The sequence below is a fragment of the Paraburkholderia sediminicola genome (assembly GCF_046027355.1).
GTDB classification, from domain to species: Bacteria; Pseudomonadota; Gammaproteobacteria; order Burkholderiales; family Burkholderiaceae; genus Paraburkholderia; species Paraburkholderia sediminicola_B.
In genome coordinates, this window is record NZ_JAQQEK010000008.1 from 320,300 (window position 1) to 340,180 (window position 19,881).

Consider the following 19,881-nt stretch of genomic DNA (forward strand, 5'->3'; position numbering starts at 1 on the left):
TATACTTCGCGCTTTCCAGAGCCAAGGCAGGTCGTTTCGAATGCATCGCTCGCACTCTTCCTCGCTGTCGCGCGATGCGTCCGGACTGAAACCCAAGATGAAACTTCAAGTTTTAACGAGCCGTTTAGCCGGCGCGCTCTCGCTCGCCGGCATCACGCTGACAAGCGGATCCGTCCACGCTGCGCAACCTTTCGTGGTGCAGGACATTCGCATCGAGGGATTGAAACGCGTCGAGCCCGGCACGCTGTTCGCCTATCTGCCGATCAAGCAAGGCGGCACGTTCAGCGACGATCAGGCTTCCGAAGCGATTCGCGCGCTCTATGCCACGGGCTTCTTCAACGAAGTGCGGATCTCGACCGAGGGCAATGTCGTCATCGTGTACGTGCAGGAGCGTCCGGCGGTCGGCACGATCGACTTCGCGGGCATTCATGAATTCGACAAGGAGAATCTCACCAAGGCGCTCAGTTCAGTCGGGCTGTCGCAAGGCCGCTATTACGACAAGGCGCTGGTCGACAAAGCCGAACAGGAACTCAAGCGCCAATATCTGACGCGCGGCTACTACGCCGCCGAAGTCACCACCACGATCACGCCGATCGACCGCAACCGCGTGGCCGTGCTGTTCTCGGTCGCCGAAGGTCCGAGCGCGAAGATCCGCCAGATCAACTTCATCGGCAACCACGCGTTCAGCACCGATACGTTGCGCGACGAGATGCAACTGTCCACGCCGAACTGGTTCTCGTGGTACACAAAAAACGATCTGTACGCAAAAGACAAGCTGACCGGCGACCTGGAGCACGTGCGCTCGTACTATCTGAATCGCGGCTATCTGGAGTTCAATATCGAGTCGACTCAGGTATCGCTGACGCGGGACAAGAAGGACATGTACCTCACGGTCACGCTGCATGAAGGCGAGCCGTACACGATTGCGTCGATCGGACTCGCGGGTAATCTGCTCGATCGCGAAGCCGAATTGAGAAAGCTCGTGAATATCAAAACCGGTGAGCGTTTCTCCGCCGAGAAACTGCAGGCCACCACCAAGGCCATCGTCGACAAGCTGGGGGAATACGGCTATGCGTTCGCCACCGTCAATGCGGTGCCGAAGATCGACCAGCAACGCCATACGGTCGATCTGACGCTGCAAGTGGACCCGAGCCGCCGCGTCTATGTGCGCCATATCAATGTGATCGGCAACACGCGTACGCGCGACGAAGTGGTGCGCCGTGAAATGCGTCAGCTCGAAAGCTCGTGGTTCGATTCGAACCGTCTCACGCTGTCGAAAGACCGGGTCAACCGGCTCGGCTATTTCACCGATGTCGACGTCACCACGGTGCCGGTGGAAGGCTCGCCCGATCAGGTCGACGTGGACGTCAAGGTCAGCGAGAAACCCACTGGCGCGATTACGTTGGGCGCGGGCTTCTCGTCGACGGACAAAGTGGTGCTCTCAGCCGGCATCTCGCAGGACAACGTGTTCGGTTCCGGCACGAGCCTCGCCATGAACGTGAACACCGCGAAGACCTACCGCACGTTGACCGTGACGCAAACCGACCCGTACTTCACGGTGGACGGCATCAAGCGGATCACCGACGTGTACTACCGCACCAGCTATCCGCTCTACAACTACACGGACACGAGTTTCCGCATCATCACGATGGGCGCCGACCTGAAATTCGGCATTCCGTTTTCCGAAGCGGACACGGTCTATTTCGGCGTCGGGCTCGAACAGAACCGCTTGAACACGGATTCCCTGACGCCGCAGAGCTATCTGGATTACGTCTCCGAATTCGGCCGCGTAGTGAACAACGTGCCGCTGACGACAGGCTGGGCTCGCGACAATCGCGACAGCGCGCTGGTGCCGAGCCGCGGCTACTTCATTCAGGGTAACGGCGAAGTCGGCACGCCGGCCGGCGGCACCGAGTACTACAAGGCGGACGTGCAGGCGCAGTACTACTATTCGTTCGCGCGCGGCTTCATTCTCGGCCTGAATCTCCAGGGCGGTTACGGCAATGGCTTTGCAGGCAAGGCGTATCCGATCTTCAAGAACTACTACGCGGGCGGTATCGGCTCCGTGCGGGGCTACGAATCCGGCTCGCTCGGCCCGACCGACAAGACGACCGGCGACCCGATCGGCGGCTCGCGAATGGTGGTGGCCAACGTCGAGATGACGTTCCCGCTGCCGGGCAGCGGCTGGGACCGGACGCTGCGCGTCTTCACCTTCGTCGACGCCGGCAATGTCTGGGGCGACGAAGGCAACAGCACCGGCGCCAACGGCTTGCGTTACAGCTACGGCGCGGGCCTCGAATGGATTTCGCCGATCGGCCCGCTCAAGCTGTCGCTCGGCTTTCCGATCGTCAAACACGCGACCGACAAATATCAGAAGTTCCAGTTTCAGATCGGCACGTCGTTCTGAGCGGGCACGCTCGGGCGTGGTGCCTGACGGACGCAGGCGCCGCAAGATTGGCGCTTACCGCGCGATCAACCGACGAACCAGCGTCGGCACTGGCACAGCAATGCGTTAGCGCTAGGACAAGGCGCCGACGCATCGCTGTGCAACCGCGAACCGTTACTGTTTCAGCAGCTTCACGATGGTCAGCGTGCCATTTACATTTTCAACGCGAACCTTGACCTTCTCGCCCGCCTTCGCCTGGTTGACCATTGCCGCATCCTTGGCCTTGTAGGCCATGGTCATCGCCGACATGCCGATGTTCTTCATCTCGCCGTGCTGAAGCGTCAGCATGCCGGTCGACGGGTCCACCTTCTTGATGACCGCATCGGTGAGCGCTGCTTTGTTCGGCGTCCCGGCATCCATCGCGCCGCTGGCCATTTTCATGCCGGCCATCTCGTCCGCCGCTATCGCCGCGCCGGCGAGCGTAAGACCGGTACAGAACACAGCCGTCAGAGTGATCAACTTCTTCATTGGTTTTCTCCAGAGTGAGTTTGCGGCACAAGCGTGCCATTGGGTGCTACGTGGGATTGAAGCGCTTCTTGCGGGGTGGCTTTCATGCGCGCAAAGCGGCGGCGTTGCAGCAACAGCCAGGCGGCCGGAATGATGAGCATCGACAGGAGCGGCGCGGTCACCATGCCGCCAACCATCGGCGCGGCGATGCGCTGCATGACTTCGGAGCCGGACCCGTGGCCCAGCATGATCGGGATCAGGCCCGCCAGGACAACCGCGACCGTCATCGCCTTGGGTCGTACACGCAAAACCGCGCCTTCGCGGATGGCGTCGACCAGGGTCGCTTCGGTAAAGGGCTCGCCTGCGTCGAGGCGCTGGTTAAGCGCACCCTTCAGGTACAGCAGCATCACGACACCGAATTCGGCCGCCACGCCCGACAACGCGATGAATCCCACCGCCGTCGCAACGGAGACCGCGTGCCCGAGAAGCCAGATCAACCAGAACCCGCCGACCAGCGCAAATGGCACCGTCGACATCAGCAATAGGGCGTCGGCCGCCGAGTTGAACGTCAAAAATAACAACACGAAAATGACAGCGAGCGTCACCGGAATTACCGTTCGCAGCTTCGCGGCCGCCCGCTCCAGATACTCGAACTGCCCCGACCAGGCGATGGAATAGCCGGGCGGCAGGACAACATGCTGCGCAACCGCGCTCTGCATCGCTTTCACGGCCGATTGCAAGTCCGTATCGCGAATGTCGACGTAGACGTAGCCTGATAGCCGGGCATTCTCGCTACGGATCATTGGCGGACCATCCGAGATCCCGATCGTCGCCACATCGCCCAGCGTGATCTGCGCGCCGCGGTCCGTGACGACCGGCAACTGGCGCAGAGTGTCGACGGAGTCCCTGATCTCCCGCGGATACCGAATGTTGATTGGAAAGCGCTCACGGCCCGCGATAACCTCGCTGACGTTATCGCCTCCCACCGCGGTCGACACGATGGACTGGATGTCCGCCACGGACAGGCCATAGCGGGCGGCCGCCAGCCGGTCGATATCGACGTCGATGTAGTGCCCCCCGTTCAGGCGTTCGGCCAACGCCGACGTGACGCCTGGAACGTTCTTCAGGACGGACTCGACCTGCGTGGCGATCCTGTCGATCTGCCCCAGGTCCGCACCGGAGATTTTCACTCCGACGGGCGTCTTGATCCCGGTCGACAGCATGTCCAGGCGATTGCGAATCGGCGGCACCCAAACATTCGACAGACCCGGAATCTTCACCCGCGCGTCGAGCTCATCCATCAGCTTTTCAGGTGTCATCCCAGGCCGCCATTCGCTGCGCGGCTTAAACTGGATGGTGGTCTCGAACATCTCGAACGGCGCGGGATCGGTCGCCGTATCGGCACGTCCCGATTTGCCGAACACGCTTTTCACTTCGGGAACCGTCTTGATGAGGCGATCCGTCTGTTGCAGAAGCTCGGCGGCTTTGTCTGCGGAGATGCCGGGCAACGCGGTCGGCATATACAGCAGATCACCTTCGTCGAGCGGCGGCATGAATTCGCCGCCGAGCCGCGACACGGGGATCACCGTGATGGCGAGCGCCAGCACTGCCAGCCCGATTGCGACCCACGGCCGGCGCAGCGTCGCTTCGAGCACGGGACGGTAAAGCCGGATCAACACACGGTTGATCGGATTGGCGTTCTCATGCGGAATCCGGCCACGGATCAGATAGCCCATCAGGACCGGCACGAGCGTGACGGACAACCCGGCGGCAGCGGCAATGGTGTAAGTCTTCGTGAATGCCAATGGCGCAAACAACTTCCCTTCCTGGCCCTCGAGCGAGAACACCGGAATGAACGACAGCGTGATGATCAGGAGCGAAAAGAACAGTGCCGGGCCGACCTCGCCCGCCGACTGTGCGATCAACTCCCACCGCTGGGCCGTCGTGATCGGCGTATCGGGGTGTTTGTGGTCGTACGCCTCCAGATGTTTGTGGGCGTTCTCGATCATCACGATGGCTGCATCGATCATCGCGCCAATCGCGATCGCAATGCCGCCCAATGACATCAGGTTTGCGTTGACGCCCTGATAACGCATCACGATAAATGCGCTCAACACGCCGAGCGGCAGCGACAGGATCGCAACGAACGCGCTACGCAGGTGGAACAGGAACACCGCGCAGACCAGCCCGACGATGATGAACTCCTCGATGAGCTTGTCCTTGAGGTTGTCGACTGCGCGCTCGATGAGCTGCGAGCGGTCATAGGTCGTCACGATCTCGACGCCCGGCGGCAGAGACTTCTTCAGGCCGGCGAGCCTGGCCTTGACCGCTTCGATGGTGGTCAGCGCATTCTTTCCTGAGCGCATCACGATCACGCCGCCAGCCACTTCGCCTTCACCGTTCAGTTCGGCAATGCCGCGGCGCATTTCAGGTCCGATCTGAATGCGCGCGACGTCGCCAAGCAATACGGGGGTTCCAGTGCCGTTCGTGCGCAGCACGATGTGGCGGAAATCATCGAGCGAGCGCAGATATCCCGAGGACCTGACCATGTACTCGGACTCGGCCAGTTCGACCACGGAACCACCCGACTCCTGATTCGCCTTGCCGATGGCATCCGCGACGCTAGCCTGGGTGATGCCGTAGGCGCGCAGCTTGTCCGGATCCAGAACGACCTGGTATTGCCGCACCATGCCGCCGATGCTGGCGACCTCCGAAACGTCGGGTACCGACTTCAGCTCGAACTTCAGAAACCAGTCGTTCAAGGCCCGAAGCTGGCCAAGGTCGTGTTTGCCCGTGCGGTCAACCAGTGCGTATTCGTAGACCCAGCCAACGCCCGTCGCATCGGGCCCGAGTGAGACAGTCGCGCCCTGCGGCAAACGGCTCTGCACCTGGTTGAGATATTCGAGCACGCGCGAGCGGGCCCAATACGGGTCCGTCCTGTCATCGAATAGCACGTAGACGAACGCGTCCCCGAACGACGAATAGGCGCGGATGGTGGTGGCGCCGGGCACCCCCAGCAGGGTCGTCGTGAGCGGATACGTCACCTGGTCTTCGACGACTTGCGGCGCCTTGCCCGGATACGATGCCTTGATGATGACCTGCGTGTCGGACAGATCCGGCAGTGCGTCGACCGGCGTTTGTGTCAGCGAATAAACGCCCCATGCGGTGACGAGCACGGTCGCGAGCAGGACGAGGAACCGGTTGTCAATCGACCAGCGAATGATGCGCGCGATCATTTCGTGCCTCCGGCCGGCTCGACCTGCGTCAACTGGTAGCCGTCATCGGACGGCTTGAAGACAAAATGCACCGACTCGCCGACCTTGACGTCCGGAAAGGCCGTCGGCGACGGTTTGCCGAAGGTCATGGTCATCGCACCCCAACCCAGCGCCGGCACCGGTTGATGGGAGAACGTGATGTCGCTGCTGGTGACTTTTTCGACCTTGCCGGTCGTTTCGTAGGTTTGCGCGGCAGCTGGCGCCGAGGCCGAGGCCGACGCCGCAGGTGCCGCGCTTCCTGCGAGTTTCGGCAGCACGGACCTCAGGCTCGCTTCCGAGTCGATCAGGAACTGGCCCGATGCGACAACCTGTTGGCCTTCAGTCAACCCGCTCGTCACCTCGGTGCTGTCGCCGCTATCGTGACCAACCGCGACCTGGACAGGCTGCAACCGGCCGTCGCTATTCCTGACGATGACGATCGAGCGCTTGCCGGTCGTGATGACGGCTTCGGACGGCACAAGCAACCGCGAGACCGGTTTCGCGCCACTGACACGTGCGCGCATCAGCATCCCGGGGGTCAGCCTCAGGCCTGCGTTATCGATTTCGAGGCGCGCCTGCAGCGTCCGGCTGTCCGGACTGATGCCCGGCAAAATTTCACGGATGTGGCCGCTAAAGTGTTGCGAAGCATCGCCGGCAAACGTCGCGTCGACCATCATGCCGGGCTGCACCTGCAATGCGAGCGACTCGGGTATCTCAACGATCAGCCAGAGCTTCGAAAGACCCGCGATCTTGGCGAGCGTCTGCCCAGGCGACACCATCGCGCCGTCGCGAACGTTGAGTTCCGTCAGCACGCCGGCTTGCTGGGCGAATAGCGTGACGTGGGTCTGCGCTCTCCCGGTTCGGTCGAGACTGGTAATCAGCCCGTCCGGAATCGACAGGGCCTGCATGCGTGCACGTGCTGCGGCAAGCAGGCCGGCGTCCATGCCCCCGCGTTTGAGCGCCAGGTACTCTTCCTGCGGCGCCAACCAGTCGGGAACGAAGAGCGACGCAATCGGCGCCCCCTTCGCGACACGTTGCATCGGAGCGCTCGCGTACAGGTGATCGATGTAACCCGTCACTCGCGACTGGACGACATCGGCCATCGACTCGTCGAACTGGGTTGTTCCGATCGCGTCGAAACTTTCAGAGGCGTCCTGCCGGACCACCGTCGCGTATCGGATGCCAAGATTCTGTTGCAGCGTCGAGTCGACCTTGATACCGCCTGAACTTCCTTCGTCCGCGAAGACGGGCTGGAGCTCCATGCTCATGAAGGGCGACTTGCCCGGCTTGTCGAAGTGCTGGCTCGGCACCATCGGATCGTGCCAATAGAGTACTTTGCGGCCAGTCTTTGGGTCGACCTTGTCTGCGGCCATGGATGGAGTCGCGGCCGCGGCTGGCGCCATGGGTGCATCGGTTGCGGCATGATGACTGCCGGCCACATAGCCGGCGCCTAGCAGCGCGGCCGCAGTGAACACTGCCGCAACGGCGCGTACGATCAGTTTCTGGTTCATGTTTTTTCTCTCTACTGGCCGGAGGTCAGGTCGGGCGGCAGAACCTGGTATTCGAGCTGCGCCCAGACGAGGGAAACGTCCCGTTCAAGGTTCAACACCTGAAGGTCCGCTTCGAGCTGTGTGTGTCTCGCATCCAACGCATCGGAGAGCGTGCCCGTACCCGACCGGTAAGCCGCATTGGCCAGTTGCACCTTTTGTTCGGCCGCGGGAAGAACGGTTTGTTTGGCGTTGGCCAGACGGCCTCGCCCACTGGCGAGCTTTGCCGTCAGACTCTGGATATCCGCGACGACCTGCCGCTCGGTGTCTTCATAAATGAGCCGCGCCTGCGTACCCATTTCGGACTTTTGCTCGACGTCGCGGTTTTCGACGTTCCCGCGGTGAATCGGCAAGGGAATGGAAACGCCTACCGACACATAGTCCGGAAACTTGCCACCACTCTTGAAGTAGGTCAGCCCCCAGGTCCAGTTCGGGCTTCGGTTGCTTCGGGTAACGTCCGTGTCGGCATCGGCCAGCGAAATGGCGGCGCGGGCCGCGATCAACGACGGTTGAACCTGAGCAAGCTGCTCGACGCTTAAACCGGATACGCGTGATTGGAGTGCCGGCGGAGTGCCGCCGACTTCGAGCACATTGCCCGCCCCCGTCCAGCGCGACAGCGTGATCAACGCGGTCTTCTCGTCCTGTTGGATGCTGATCAGTTCGTCACGCGCATTGCCAAGCGTCAGGTTCGCCTGGGCGACATCGATCGCCGCCCCTTTAGCGCCACGGTACGACGCCTGTTTTGCGGCGAGTTCCTGGCTCAGATGGTCAACCAGCGCCTGACTCAGGGCGACGGCTTTTTTTGCGTAGATGGCGTTGAGCCAGGCCATGGCCACTTGCTGACGAACCTCCGCGACCTTTTCGAGGTACGTCGATTTCTCGCGCTCCACGGCACGATCGGCGAGTGTTGTCCGCAGCCGGCGCTTGGCGGGAGAAACCCATTCCTGCTGGACGCCGATGCCACGCATCGTGAAATTGTCCTGCCCGATCGTGAAGGCATTGGGCCCATTGACAGGCAGGTCCTGGACACTCAGGTTCAGCGTGGGATTGGGCAGTTGCCCGGCTTTGACAACCACGTCCGAACTTCCGCGAACCGAGGCTTGCGCAGCCTGGATCGAGGACGAGCGACTGGTGGCTATTTGAAGCGCCTCGTCGAGCGTCAAGCCCGCATCCTGGGCATGTGCCGCGCGGCCGGTCAACAAGCCGAACGCAAAAAAGACGGCGCACGCGCCAGCCCGGGCGCGCCGGGATGCCGGCGTGCCGATGATGGAAAACATGGTCTAACCTCGAATGGTCGAGCCGTGTGTAGCCGCGCGAGCGGACACACGAACTCACGTCCCGAAACGGGACGACATCACCGCGCAAAAGCGGTGAACCAGAACGATGGAGTTAGAGGGACTGCGGTGGACGCCAGAGGCCATCCGGCTCGCGGATGGAGAGCGACTGTGCGTAGTGGAAGCTGACGGGAACAAACGACCCGGCGGGTCGAGTCACGGTGGGAGAAGAAGCGGGGTGATAGAGGCTGCCCATCTGACACTGGGCGCTCACCTTGCACAGCGACGCCTTCGACTTGGCGTGTTCACTGGACATTGGGCTCGCCGAATCGCAGCCGGGCATATCAGCCGACATGGCGGCGGTGTCGCCGGTCATGGTGGATTCCATTGGACACGCTCCAGCCGTGCCGCTTGCTGCCAGCCCGCTCAGGGGCAGCATCACACACAGCAGCAAGACGAGAAGTGTCCGCAGGATTTTCATCGCCGCAAGTATAGCGCAGCCATCGGCATTGTCACGCTGTTGAGGCGGACGGGTGAGATCGCGCGAGGTGAGTCGACAGCAAGTAGGGTTAGAACATATCCGCAGCCGCTTGACGCTCCGTGCCCTTCCCTTTGGTTTCCGGCTCAACCCGGGACGGAATGAACGGCCCGGTGATCATATTCGCGTAGCTTTGCCCTGGTCCCACCATTGGAAACACATCGGCGTTCTCGTCGACCATCACTTCGAGGAACGCCGGTCCGTCAAATTCCACGAAGGCCTTGAGTTGGTCCTCGAGTTCGTTCATTGCGTCAACGCGACAGGCAAACTCAAACCCGTCGGCCCGAGCCGCCATGACGAAATCCTTGCGATGAAGCGACTTGTCGCTCACGCACAAGCGACCCTCGTAAAAGAGACGCTGCCACTGCCGGATCATCCCGTCACCGAGATTGTTGAGCAGCAATACTTTGACAGGCACGCCGTAGGTGGTTGCCGTTTCCAGGTCGCCAATATTCATGCGGATACTGCCGTCACCGTCGATGTCGATGACAAGGGCATCCGGCCGCGCCAGTTGAGCACCGATAGCCGCGGGCAGCCCGAAACCCATGGTCCCCATACTGCCCGACGTCAGGAAGCTGCGCGGCTCGACGAAGTCGAAAAATTGCGCAGCCCACATCTGGTGCTGGCCGACGCCTGTGGTGACGATGGCTCGCCCGCCGGTAATTTCACTGAGCTTCTCGATAACAAACTGCGGCTGAATTGCCGGACTATTGCGGTCGTAGTTCATACCGTAGGTCCGTTTCAGTTCCTTGATCCGATCGAGCCAGTCCAAAGGCGGTTGCGTGGCTTGACCATGCTTCATCAGTGACAGCAAGGTATCCTTCGCGTCGCCAACGTGCGTCCAGTGCGCCCGCTTCACCTTGTTGATTTCCGCCTCGTCGATGTCGATGTGCGCGACATACCGCGCTCTGGGCGCAAAGGCGTCAGGGCGGCCACCCGCAACCCGGTCATCGAATCGGGCACCCACCGCGATCAGGAAGTCACAATCTTCCACCGCGTAGTTCGCACAGGCCGCGCCGTGCATGCCCAGCATGCCAAGCCCCAGTTCGTGTTTCACGGATATCGCGCCAAGACCCATCAACGTGGTCACCACGGGGATCCCGAAGCGCTCTGCAAACTGACGCAGTTCAGCCGTCGCGCCGGCCGTGATAATGCCGCCGCCGGCATACAGCAGCGGCCGCTTGCTCCGCGCCAGCAGATCGAAGAATTCGGTGCGTTTCTCTTCTTCGAGACGAGCGCCTTTTGCCACCTGACGAAGACGGTCGGAGTAGCCTCGAAACTCCAACGTACCTCGCCCGTGATAGACGCCGGTCCAGTTCTGGATGTCCTTGGGCACATCCACGACAACCGGGCCTGGACGGCCGGTGCGAGCAACTTCGAATGCAGTCCGCAACGTCTGCTCCAGCTTTGCCGGGTCGGTAACCAGAAACACCTGCTTTGCGCACGCGGACATGATGTTAAAGACGGGCGCTTCCTGGAAAGCATCGGTGCCGATCATGGCACGAGGCACCTGTCCGCTTATAAGGACGACGGGGATCGAATCGCCGTTACAGTCGGCGATCGGCGTCACGGCGTTGGTCGCCCCGGGGCCTGACGTCACCATGAATACGCCGACCTTTCCGCTCGCGCGCGCATAACCGGCGGCCATGAAACCGGCGGCCTGTTCGTTGGCGGGTACGACGAGTTTGATCTGGCGCTCGGGAGTTTGCGCGTGCATTTCGTTGAAACGAAACACAGCGTCGTACGTCGGCAAAATTGCGCCGCCGCTATAGCCGAATACGGTATCGACGCCCTGTTCGCTGAGCACGCGCAGGATGATGTCGGCACCCGACATCGATTCGCCGGCGGCCGGCGGTTTCAGAAGAGCGTCTAAAGCAAGGTTTGGGTTTTGGGTCATGGCTGGCTCGCATGGAAACGGGCGCTGAGAACATCAGCGGCCAAAATCTAAGGACGATTTCCCTTCCAACTCGAGAACAGCGTATGTTCCTTACCAGCTCATGGGCGATTGCTCCGACGGGTTCTCCGTACGAAGCGCAGCCCATCTAGCACTTTTTTGATGTGCGTCTGGAAGAATCGTGAGAAACGGTTTTAGTCATTCTGACAATGATCGAGGCTGCGCACACGCGTAAAAGAGCTTGTTTATGGGCCAGGATAGGCCGCATTTGAGCCATTGCAATGACACTCCGTCTCTTTTTGATTGCATGCGAACGGTCGCCGCTCGGGACGCTTATCCACGTCCCGAGCGATTGAAGTCCGCGTGCGGCATCACAGCAATAGACATGCGCCTTTATTCCGCGAAGGCACTGGAGATAAGTGCCGCCTGTCTCGCCGCATGTACCGCGTGATAACCCGGCGCGGTCGACGCGGAAGCCGCAGGCCCCGCATACAGCAATTGCGCGGCCGAAGGCAGGACCTCACGCAACTGCGGTTCGATGAAGCTCCATGCACCCTGGTTGCGCGATTCCTCCTGACACCAGACCACGGTCTTCAGATTCGGATAGCGCGCGAACTCCGCGGCGAGTTGCCGGGACGGAAACGGATACAGCTGTTCGACGCGGATCAGCGGCGTATCGGCAACACCCGACGTGCGGCGCTGTTCGAGCAAGTCGAAGTAGACCTTGCCCGAAGACACGATGACGCGCTCTACACTCGACGCCCGCGACGGCTCGACCTGCGTGTCCACCAGGATCTCGCGGAACGCACCCGTGGCCAGTTCGTCGAGCGTGCTGACCGCTTCCGGATGACGCAACAGCGACTTGGGCGTCATCACGACCAGCGGCCGGCGATCGAAGACAGCCGCTTGCATCCTCAGCAAGTGGAACAGTTGCGCGGGCGTGGTCGGTTGGGCTACCCGCATGTTGTCCTGCGCGCAAAGCTGCAGATACCGCTCGAGCCTCGCCGACGCGTGTTCCGGTCCCTGCCCGTCCTGCCCGTGAGGCAGGAACAGGGTCAAGCCGCTGAGTTGCCCCCACTTTGCGGCGCCCGCCGCAATGAACTGATCGATCACAACCTGCGCACCATTCGCGAAGTCCCCGAATTGCGCCTCCCACACGACGAGCGCATTGCGGTTCACCGTCGAGTAGCCATACTCGAAAGCCAACACGGCCGCCTCCGACAGAATGGAGTTCGTCACCGTAAATCGGCCTTGTGCGCCGTCGATATGATCGAGCGGGATGTAGACACCCTCCGACCGGCTCCTGCGCGTCTGATTGTGCAGAACGGCGTGGCGGTGATTGAACGTGCCCCTCGCGCTGTCCTGCCCGCTCAAGCGGACATCGATCCCGGCGCCGAGCAACGAGGCGAATGCCAGGTGCTCGCCCATGCCCCAATCGACGGGCTTTCTTCCCGCGGCCATCTCGCGGCGCGCGGCGATCATCTTGCCGACCAGCGGATGGATTTCGTAACCGTCCGGAACGGTCGAGATCTGCTGCGCCAGCGCACGCACCTGCGCGGGGAACGGAGGACCATACTGGACCGGGCCGGAATAGTCCTTGAGAAACTCCGGCCATGTGGGTATTTCGTCTGGCTGCACGGATACCTCGACTGGCTCGCTCTCTCGCGCGTGCTCCAGGCTGTCGCGTTGCGCGTCGAGGATGTCCTTGACCTGATCCTGCGTCACCACGCCTTCCTTGATCAACTGTTGGGCATACACGGTCCTCACGCCAGGATGGCTGGCAATCGCGCGGTACATGAGAGGCTGTGTGATGGCGGGCGTGTCCTGTTCCTGATGCCCGTGCTTGCGGAAGCACACGAGATCGATCACCACGCTGCGCTTGAACGCCGTGCGATAGTCGAGCGCGAGGCGCACCGCCATGGCCACCGCTTCCGGATCGTCAGCGTTGACGTGCAGAACCGGCGCCTCGATCATCTTCGCGATGTCCGTGCAGTAGAACGACGAGCGCGTATCGCGCGGATCCGAAGTCGTAAAGCCGATCTGATTGTTGACGACCACGTGCACGGTTCCGCCCGTGCCGTGTCCGCGCGTGTACGTCAGGCTCAACGTCTCCATCACGACGCCTTGCCCGGACATTGCCGCGTCACCGTGAATTTCGACGGGCAGCACGTCGCTTCCGTCGCCCGCGCCCGAGGCATCCCCTTTGGCGCGCGCCATGCCCTGCACGACCGGGTTGACGATTTCCAGGTGCGAGGGATTGAATGCAAGCACGACATCGACGGGCCCGTCGGCCGTCTGCGTGACACCGCTATAGCCCTTGTGGTACTTGACGTCGCCGGCCGGGAGAGGGTCGCCGCTCTTGCCCTCGAACTCGTCGAAGAGCGCGCGCAAAGGCTTGCCGGCAATGTTCACCAGCACATTCAGACGCCCGCGATGCGCCATGCCCATCACCACCGTGCTGACCTTCTTCGATGCGCCGTAACGAACCAGCTCGTCCAGCAGCACGATCAACGATTCGCCGCCTTCCAGCGAGAAGCGCTTTTGCCCGACATAGCGCGTGTGAAGGTACTTCTCCAGTCCTTCGGCGGCCGTCAGGCGTTCGAGGAACCGTTTTTTTTCCGCAACCGAAAACGAAGGTCTCGCGCGTGTCGACTCGAGTTGCATCTGCCACCAACGCCGCTCGCCCGCATCGGTCAGATGCATGAATTCGGCGCCGAGGGTGCCGGAATAGGTCTGTTCGAGCGCCGCGACGATCTCGCCCAGCGTTGCGTCTTCGTCGAAAAGAAAGGTGTCGGCCGTGCTGAATCGCGTGGACATGTCCGCCGCCGACAAGCCGTAGAACGCCGGCGTCAGTTCGACGGAGGCCTGCGGCGGAGTCCACAGCAACGGGTCCAATTTCGCCTTGCGCGTGCCGACCATGCGGAACGCGGCAATCAGCGACTGCACCGCCACCTGCTTTCTGGCGATCGCGAGACCGTCATCGAGCGTCATCTCCGTGGCGCGCGAGCGCTTGCCCAGCTCGACGAAGGTGGAAACGACCGGCGCGTGCGGCTCGTCATCGCGGTCGCTGCCGTCGATGGCGGGGGTTTCGCGCAACGCATCGAAATAGGCGCGCCACTCATTCGCGACCGATGCCGGGTCAGCCAGGTAGAGTTCGTACTGCTCCTCGACATAGGGGGCGTTTCCCCCGAACAGGAAAGAGCTTTGAATTTTTTCCATCAGCATGATGAATCTGTCCTCGATTCGCGTCCGGTCTGAACTTCGACCGTGACATGGGGTGAGGCGGCTGTAGCCTCATCGTGGCCAGTCCGGCGTGCAACCAGGGGCTAAGGACGGACGACCATTTCGCCGACGACAGATTCTCTGGTGCGCCCGAGCCTTAAGTTCCCAGCCGCATTGATGAGATAAAGCATAGGTAGTCGGCACGGCGACCGTGTGCATCGTTGGCGCCGTCGCTGGCCAATAGCGATGAGATTTGGGCCACACAGCCGGAGTCGCCCTGCACGTCGGTTGCGAACAGGTCATGGGGCGCGCCGCAATAAACGGCGTCCCCCTGACTCCACCCTCGCGACGGCCAACCAACGGGCCTGCGCGCCTCTCTACCAGTGTTTCCCGGTTTGCGTACCCCCACTTCGTGTAACAAGTGATTTTCGGCGCAACGCATTTATCCCGCGGCGCTTCGCTCTTATAGTGGGTCCAGCGAAGAGACATCTGTGTCGCGAACCGGCAGGCAAGCCGCTCACCGGGCGCGCGCGGATTCGCGAACGGTGGGTCGACCGACCCGCTCGAGGGACGCGGACATGAAGTCCGGCAACGAGGAACGAGGGTCACGGCATGAAAGTCGCCATTGTTGTATTCGATGATGTGCAGGCGCTGGATGTTGCTGGCCCCCTGGACGTATTCGCGGAAGCAAACACATTTCTCCCTGAACACCAGAAGTATCAGGTGTTTCTGCTGGGCAACGAGGCCGGCACCGTGTCGTGCTCGAACGGGATGCAACTCTCGATTCCCTATGGCTACGCGGACTTCGACACGCCATTCGACTTGCTGTTGGTAGCCGGCGGACCGCGGTTGCCCAACGCCCAGCCACGGCCCGAGTTCCTCAAGTGGCTGCAAGACCAGGCGCGCGGCGCAACCCGGTTCGGTTCCGTTTGCAACGGAGCATTCGTGCTCGCGCACGCCGGGCTGCTCGACGGCAAGGAAGTGACGACCCACTGGGCAGATGCGCACCGCCTCGCCGACGAGTTCCCACAGGCGCGCGTGCAGCCGGACCGGATCTTCATCCGTGACGGACGGCTCTTTACCTCTGCCGGCGTGACGGCGGGCATCGACCTGTGCCTGTCGCTGGTGGCGGAAGACTGGGGGCACGAGCTGGCGGTGCGGGTTGCGAAACGTCTGGTGGTCTACATCCAGCGGGAAGGCGGACAGTCTCAATACAGTCCTTACGTCGGCGTACGGAAGGACCAGGATCCGATCGTCGGCAAGGTACTGCGGTACGTGACCGAGCACATAACCGACGCGCTGTCGATCGAACAGCTTGCCAGCGCTGTTTCAGTCAGCCGCCGTACCTTCTCGAGGCTATTCGCGAAGTATGCCAAGGTGACGCCGTCCGCATTTGTCGAACAGGTTCGTGTCGACACCGCGAGGAAGCTGCTCGAGGAGACAGATGCGCCTCTCAAGACCGTGGCATTCAATTGTGGTTTTCACAGCGCCACGCATATGCGAGCGACTTTCTTCCGGCGACTCAACGTCACGCCCAGACAGTATCGGCAGCGATTCCGTGGCGCGGTAGGCAAGCAGCAGTGGGCATCTAATGAGGTCGAGGAACAAGTCGAAACAGCGGAACTGGAAACTGTCGATTAGCTCTCGGGTCTACCCGGGTTGGGCTGGCAAGAATCCAGGCACATTTGACCTGAAATCGACGCTCTTGCCGCTTGTCCGCCGTGATGGGGTGGTTCAAACTGCGCGCGTGGTGTCGTGGAGGTAGCCTTTTGTTGCCACTCGGCGCGTCGAATGTACTTCATGAATAGGCTTACACCATCCGTGACTCGCTCCGATTCACTTCAATCTCTTCCTGATCTCCTTGAGCCGCGTTTATCCGTCGTATTTTGCGGCATCAATCCGGGCGTCCGCGCGGCGTCGACCGGCCGCCATTTTGCCGGCAGAGGCAATCGGTTCTGGCGGGCCGTTCATCTGGCGGGTTTTACTCCCGAACAGATTGGTCCCGAAGACGACCACACGCTCCTGCAGTATGGTTGTGGTCTCACCACGGTGGTGTCGCGTCCAACAGCACGAGCGGACCAGCTATCACACTGGGAATTCAAATCGGCCGCGACGGAGTTCGAACGGAAGATCGAAGGATACGCACCGCAATACGTTGCCTTCCTCGGAAAGATGGCGCTCAGCGCAATGTCGGGCAGCCGGGACATCCCGTGGGGCCCGCAACCGGCAACCTTCGGCGGCGCCCGCGTATGGGTGCTGCCCAATCCTAGCGGCCTGAACCGGACATTCAGCCTCGATGCGCTGGTGATTGCCTATCGGGAACTTCGCCTTGCAGTCGCGCCGCCTGGTTCAGTTTGAGCTTGAAGAACTCGCCGCGTGGACTAGCCCGAACAATCCGACTCAGCCCGTCAGCATGCGCTATTTGACTGCCTCAACATTCCAGAGGTCCCATTCATAGTCATGCCGGTCTCCATATGTTGGAGATGCACGTTTCTGCGCAACGTCTCGGTCACGAACTCCACGAAGGCCCGAATCTTACCGCTTGCGCCGCGCCGCTCCACATGCAGCAAGTTGACAGGCGTCGACTCGGGCTCGAATGCCGTCAGGACCGGCAGCAGCGTTCCATTGAGTACCTCGGGAGCCGCCTGGTAGGAAAACAATTGCGTTAATCCCACGCGGTCCACTGCTGCCATAACGGCCGCGGGCGCCAGGTTGACGATCATTCGTGGCTGAACCCGGACCGATAGCCTCAAGCCGTTTTCATAAAACGACCATTCGAGAGGATTCGTCACTCCCGTGAGGGACACGCAGTGGTGGTCGGCAAGCTCCTTGGGATGAACGGGTTCTCCATGCGCCACGAGATAAGCCGGGGCCGCGTAGGTTCGGCGCCGTACAAAACCCAACGGAATTGCATATATCGAAGAATCGCCCAGATGACCTATCCGGATGGCGATATCCACGCCCTCTTCGAGAAGTCGCGTGGTGCGATCGACATACACCGCGTTAATGCTGACGTCCGGATAGCGCTGGGCATACGCATCGATTAGCGGAGCGATGAATCGCTGGCCGAACAGCACCGGGGCAGAAATGGTCAGTGTGCCTACCGGGTTGTCCTGGCAAGCCGCGACATCGGCTTCTGCGTCCGTGACGGCATCCAACACCTTGCGGCAGGCATCCAGGTATGACATACCCGCCTCTGTCGGCCTGACTGAACGGGTTGTTCGCGCAAGCAGTTGCGCCCCCAGGCGGGCTTCGAGCGAGTTGAGCGCCCGCGAGACCGCGGGAGCCGACATTCCGAGTTTCTCCGACGCGCTGGTGAAACTGCCTCGGTCGACGATGGCTACGAAAACCTCCATCTCGCGTAATCTGTCCATCTTGATTCCAACTTGAATGTGTTTGCAGCCTGCCAATAGACCTGCGCCTTCCTCATGGGGACGCCGCGTCATCGGGCGCCAGGAAGATGCCGCAATAGTAAGCGCCATGTCATGCATGGTGACGCTCTCTTCCCACGATTGACTCGAAGAAGACCAGGAATGGCCGGTTTCGCACTCTTTCAACGAGCAAACGAAATGGCCTTCGCGATATCCCGTCTCAGTGGGATCTGCTCTGTTAACCAAACGGAAAATGACCTTTTCCGGATCGGCGCGTCGCCTTGGGTATCCGTGACGAGCCTGGCAGAATTCCCGCATGGAATGGCCCAATACGCGGCCTGCTGAGGCTTCAAGAAGCCCTCTCCATCTCCGACAATCAAGCAACCCATCGCGCGACAGTCACGTGATGCTGAATCGACTGCGTCGCTGCGGTGACATGTCCTGCTACATGACCAGGCATCCTCAACCAGACGAAGGAATCCATGTTTTCTGCAATGCTTGAAGTCAATCCGTTATCCGAACAATTCGATGCCTATCTCGGCATGGCCAAGATGCTGCGCCCGGAACTCGAAGCGATCGATGGTTTCGTCGACAACACCCGCTACGCAAGTCTGACGCGCCAGGGATGGCTGCTCTCGCTATCGAGCTGGCGCGATGAGAAGTCGCTGATACGCTGGCGAGTGACGACGAACCATCATAAGGTGCAGCAGGCGGCGCGCGATCGTGTGTTTGCCGACTACCGCTTGCGCATTGGCCAGACCGTCGCGGATACGTGCGTGCCTGCCGGGCAGACGTTGGTCGAGCAACGCCTCGATACAACCGAAACGGGAGTTGGCAAGGCGATAACGCTACTCGACGCGACGTACGCCCCAGACTGGGTCAAGCTGGTCAGCGCGGACGAGGTTGCGGAATCGCTCGGACTCGACACGAAGGCGCCCGGCCTCGTCGCCTGGGACGCATTCGACGCGTTGATGACACCCGGCGACGTCATCGCGGTGGCGACGTGGGAAGACCTGGCGGCCGCTGAAGCCTTCGAGCGCAATACGACGCTGCCGAAGTTCGTGCGCCTGCGGCACATCCGCGTTGTCCGGGAGTACGGCATGTTCGATCGCCGCGAGGCGCCTCAGTACTTTGCAGAGGTGCGGCCCAAGGCGTGAGCCGGATGTGGCGCGATATCGGCATCCTCGTAACGAAACAGGTTGGCCGCGATTCATCTGTAGTGACCCTCGGTCGTTACAAAAAGATAGCTGCGCGCGCCGCCCCTTGCCGGTGAAATTTGTTCTGTCCAACGAACGGAAAAGATTCATTGCCGGGGGTGAGCACGTTGTTCTGGTCGCGACGGTGGATTGGCCAGATTTGCGCACGAAATGGCCTGATACGCGACCTGTGTCAGCTTTAAGAAAGCCGAGCCGCCTCCTAGAATTCATAAACCCATCGCGCGGCGGCAATACGGTAGTGAGCCGGCTGGATCTTTGCGAACACCGGTCGTGACAGGAAGATGTCCCGATGGAATGCCCCATTAAACACTGGTAGCCGGACCCTTATGAACACCGCCAACCCACCGATAACTGGAACAGGAGAAGCGAAGCCCGAACCATCGCCGGCGCCGGTCTCTGTCCCCGGGACAGGCACTCCTGCACAGCAGACATCCACCGAAGCGACACTCCCCCTGCGCCTCGCTATCGGTCTGATCGGCATGTTGCTCGCGTCGCTGCTGGCCATCCTGAACGAACAGGTCACCGCGGTGGCGCTCGCTGATATTCGCGGCGCGTTCTCGATCGGACGTGACGATGGGACCTGGCTGACCGCCCTCTTCGAGGCGACGAACGTGGCCACGATGGTATTCGCGCCGTGGTTCGGCGTGACGTTCACGCTGAAGCGATTCACG

The 19,881-nt window shown here is 61.4% G+C and carries 12 protein-coding genes and 1 pseudogene; 5 read left to right on the forward strand and 8 right to left on the reverse strand.

Annotation, left to right across the window (positions count from 1 at the left end):
* Positions 1 to 97 precede the first annotated feature (97 nt).
* Positions 98 to 2,407 carry an outer membrane protein assembly factor BamA gene (bamA, locus tag PQR42_RS16840; RefSeq protein WP_408386445.1) on the forward strand — a complete coding sequence of 770 codons (2,310 nt, stop codon included), beginning with the start codon at positions 98 to 100 and terminating at the stop codon, positions 2,405 to 2,407.
* Between the two features lie 153 nt (positions 2,408 to 2,560).
* Here bamA and PQR42_RS16845 read toward each other — a convergent pair whose 3' ends face one another.
* The 7 genes from PQR42_RS16845 to PQR42_RS16875 form a co-directional block, all read right to left on the reverse strand.
* Positions 2,561 to 2,914 (reverse strand): copper-binding protein, encoded by a 354-nt coding sequence (locus PQR42_RS16845; RefSeq protein ID WP_408386444.1) that lies wholly within the window; start codon positions 2,912 to 2,914, stop codon positions 2,561 to 2,563.
* Positions 2,911 to 6,129: an efflux RND transporter permease subunit gene (locus PQR42_RS16850; protein ID WP_408386442.1), complete on the reverse strand. Its 3,219-nt coding sequence runs from the start codon at positions 6,127 to 6,129 to the stop codon at positions 2,911 to 2,913. Before PQR42_RS16850 ends, PQR42_RS16845 begins: the two co-directional genes overlap by 4 nt.
* On the reverse strand, positions 6,126 to 7,658 hold the full coding sequence (locus PQR42_RS16855) for an efflux RND transporter periplasmic adaptor subunit (protein ID WP_408386440.1): 1,533 nt from the start codon (positions 7,656 to 7,658) through the stop codon (positions 6,126 to 6,128). The genes PQR42_RS16850 and PQR42_RS16855 overlap by 4 nt, the downstream gene beginning before the upstream one ends.
* Positions 7,659 to 7,669: 11 nt before the next feature.
* On the reverse strand, positions 7,670 to 8,971 hold the full coding sequence (locus PQR42_RS16860) for a TolC family protein (protein WP_408386438.1): 1,302 nt from the start codon (positions 8,969 to 8,971) through the stop codon (positions 7,670 to 7,672).
* A gap of 112 nt (positions 8,972 to 9,083) precedes the next feature.
* Positions 9,084 to 9,449: a hypothetical protein gene (locus tag PQR42_RS16865; RefSeq protein ID WP_408386436.1), complete on the reverse strand. Its 366-nt coding sequence runs from the start codon at positions 9,447 to 9,449 to the stop codon at positions 9,084 to 9,086.
* Positions 9,450 to 9,537: 88 nt separating this feature from the next.
* Entirely contained in the window at positions 9,538 to 11,403 is a 1,866-nt protein-coding gene (ilvB, locus tag PQR42_RS16870; protein WP_408386434.1) for a biosynthetic-type acetolactate synthase large subunit, read from the reverse strand.
* Positions 11,404 to 11,793: 390 nt separating this feature from the next.
* Positions 11,794 to 14,625, reverse strand: coding sequence for a 2-oxoglutarate dehydrogenase E1 component (locus PQR42_RS16875; protein ID WP_408386432.1), 2,832 nt, complete (start codon positions 14,623 to 14,625; stop codon positions 11,794 to 11,796).
* 609 nt (positions 14,626 to 15,234) lie between these two features.
* Between PQR42_RS16875 and PQR42_RS16880 the strand changes: the two genes are divergently transcribed.
* Both PQR42_RS16880 and mug read left to right on the forward strand, forming a co-directional pair.
* A complete protein-coding gene (locus tag PQR42_RS16880; protein WP_408386430.1) occupies positions 15,235 to 16,263 on the forward strand; it encodes a GlxA family transcriptional regulator in 1,029 nt (342 codons plus the stop codon).
* Positions 16,264 to 16,422: 159 nt separating this feature from the next.
* A complete protein-coding gene (mug, locus tag PQR42_RS16885) occupies positions 16,423 to 16,980 on the forward strand; it encodes a G/U mismatch-specific DNA glycosylase (RefSeq protein WP_408386784.1) in 558 nt (185 codons plus the stop codon).
* Between the two features lie 50 nt (positions 16,981 to 17,030).
* Here the strand turns inward: mug and PQR42_RS16890 are convergent, their stop codons facing one another.
* On the reverse strand, positions 17,031 to 18,323 hold the full coding sequence (locus PQR42_RS16890) for a LysR family transcriptional regulator (protein ID WP_408386428.1): 1,293 nt from the start codon (positions 18,321 to 18,323) through the stop codon (positions 17,031 to 17,033).
* 152 nt (positions 18,324 to 18,475) lie between these two features.
* Between PQR42_RS16890 and PQR42_RS16895 the strand changes: the two genes are divergently transcribed.
* A complete protein-coding gene (locus PQR42_RS16895) occupies positions 18,476 to 19,150 on the forward strand; it encodes an antibiotic biosynthesis monooxygenase family protein (RefSeq protein WP_408220736.1) in 675 nt (224 codons plus the stop codon).
* 386 nt (positions 19,151 to 19,536) lie between these two features.
* A pseudogene (locus PQR42_RS16900) lies at positions 19,537 to 19,881 on the forward strand (MFS transporter); the annotation flags it as partial.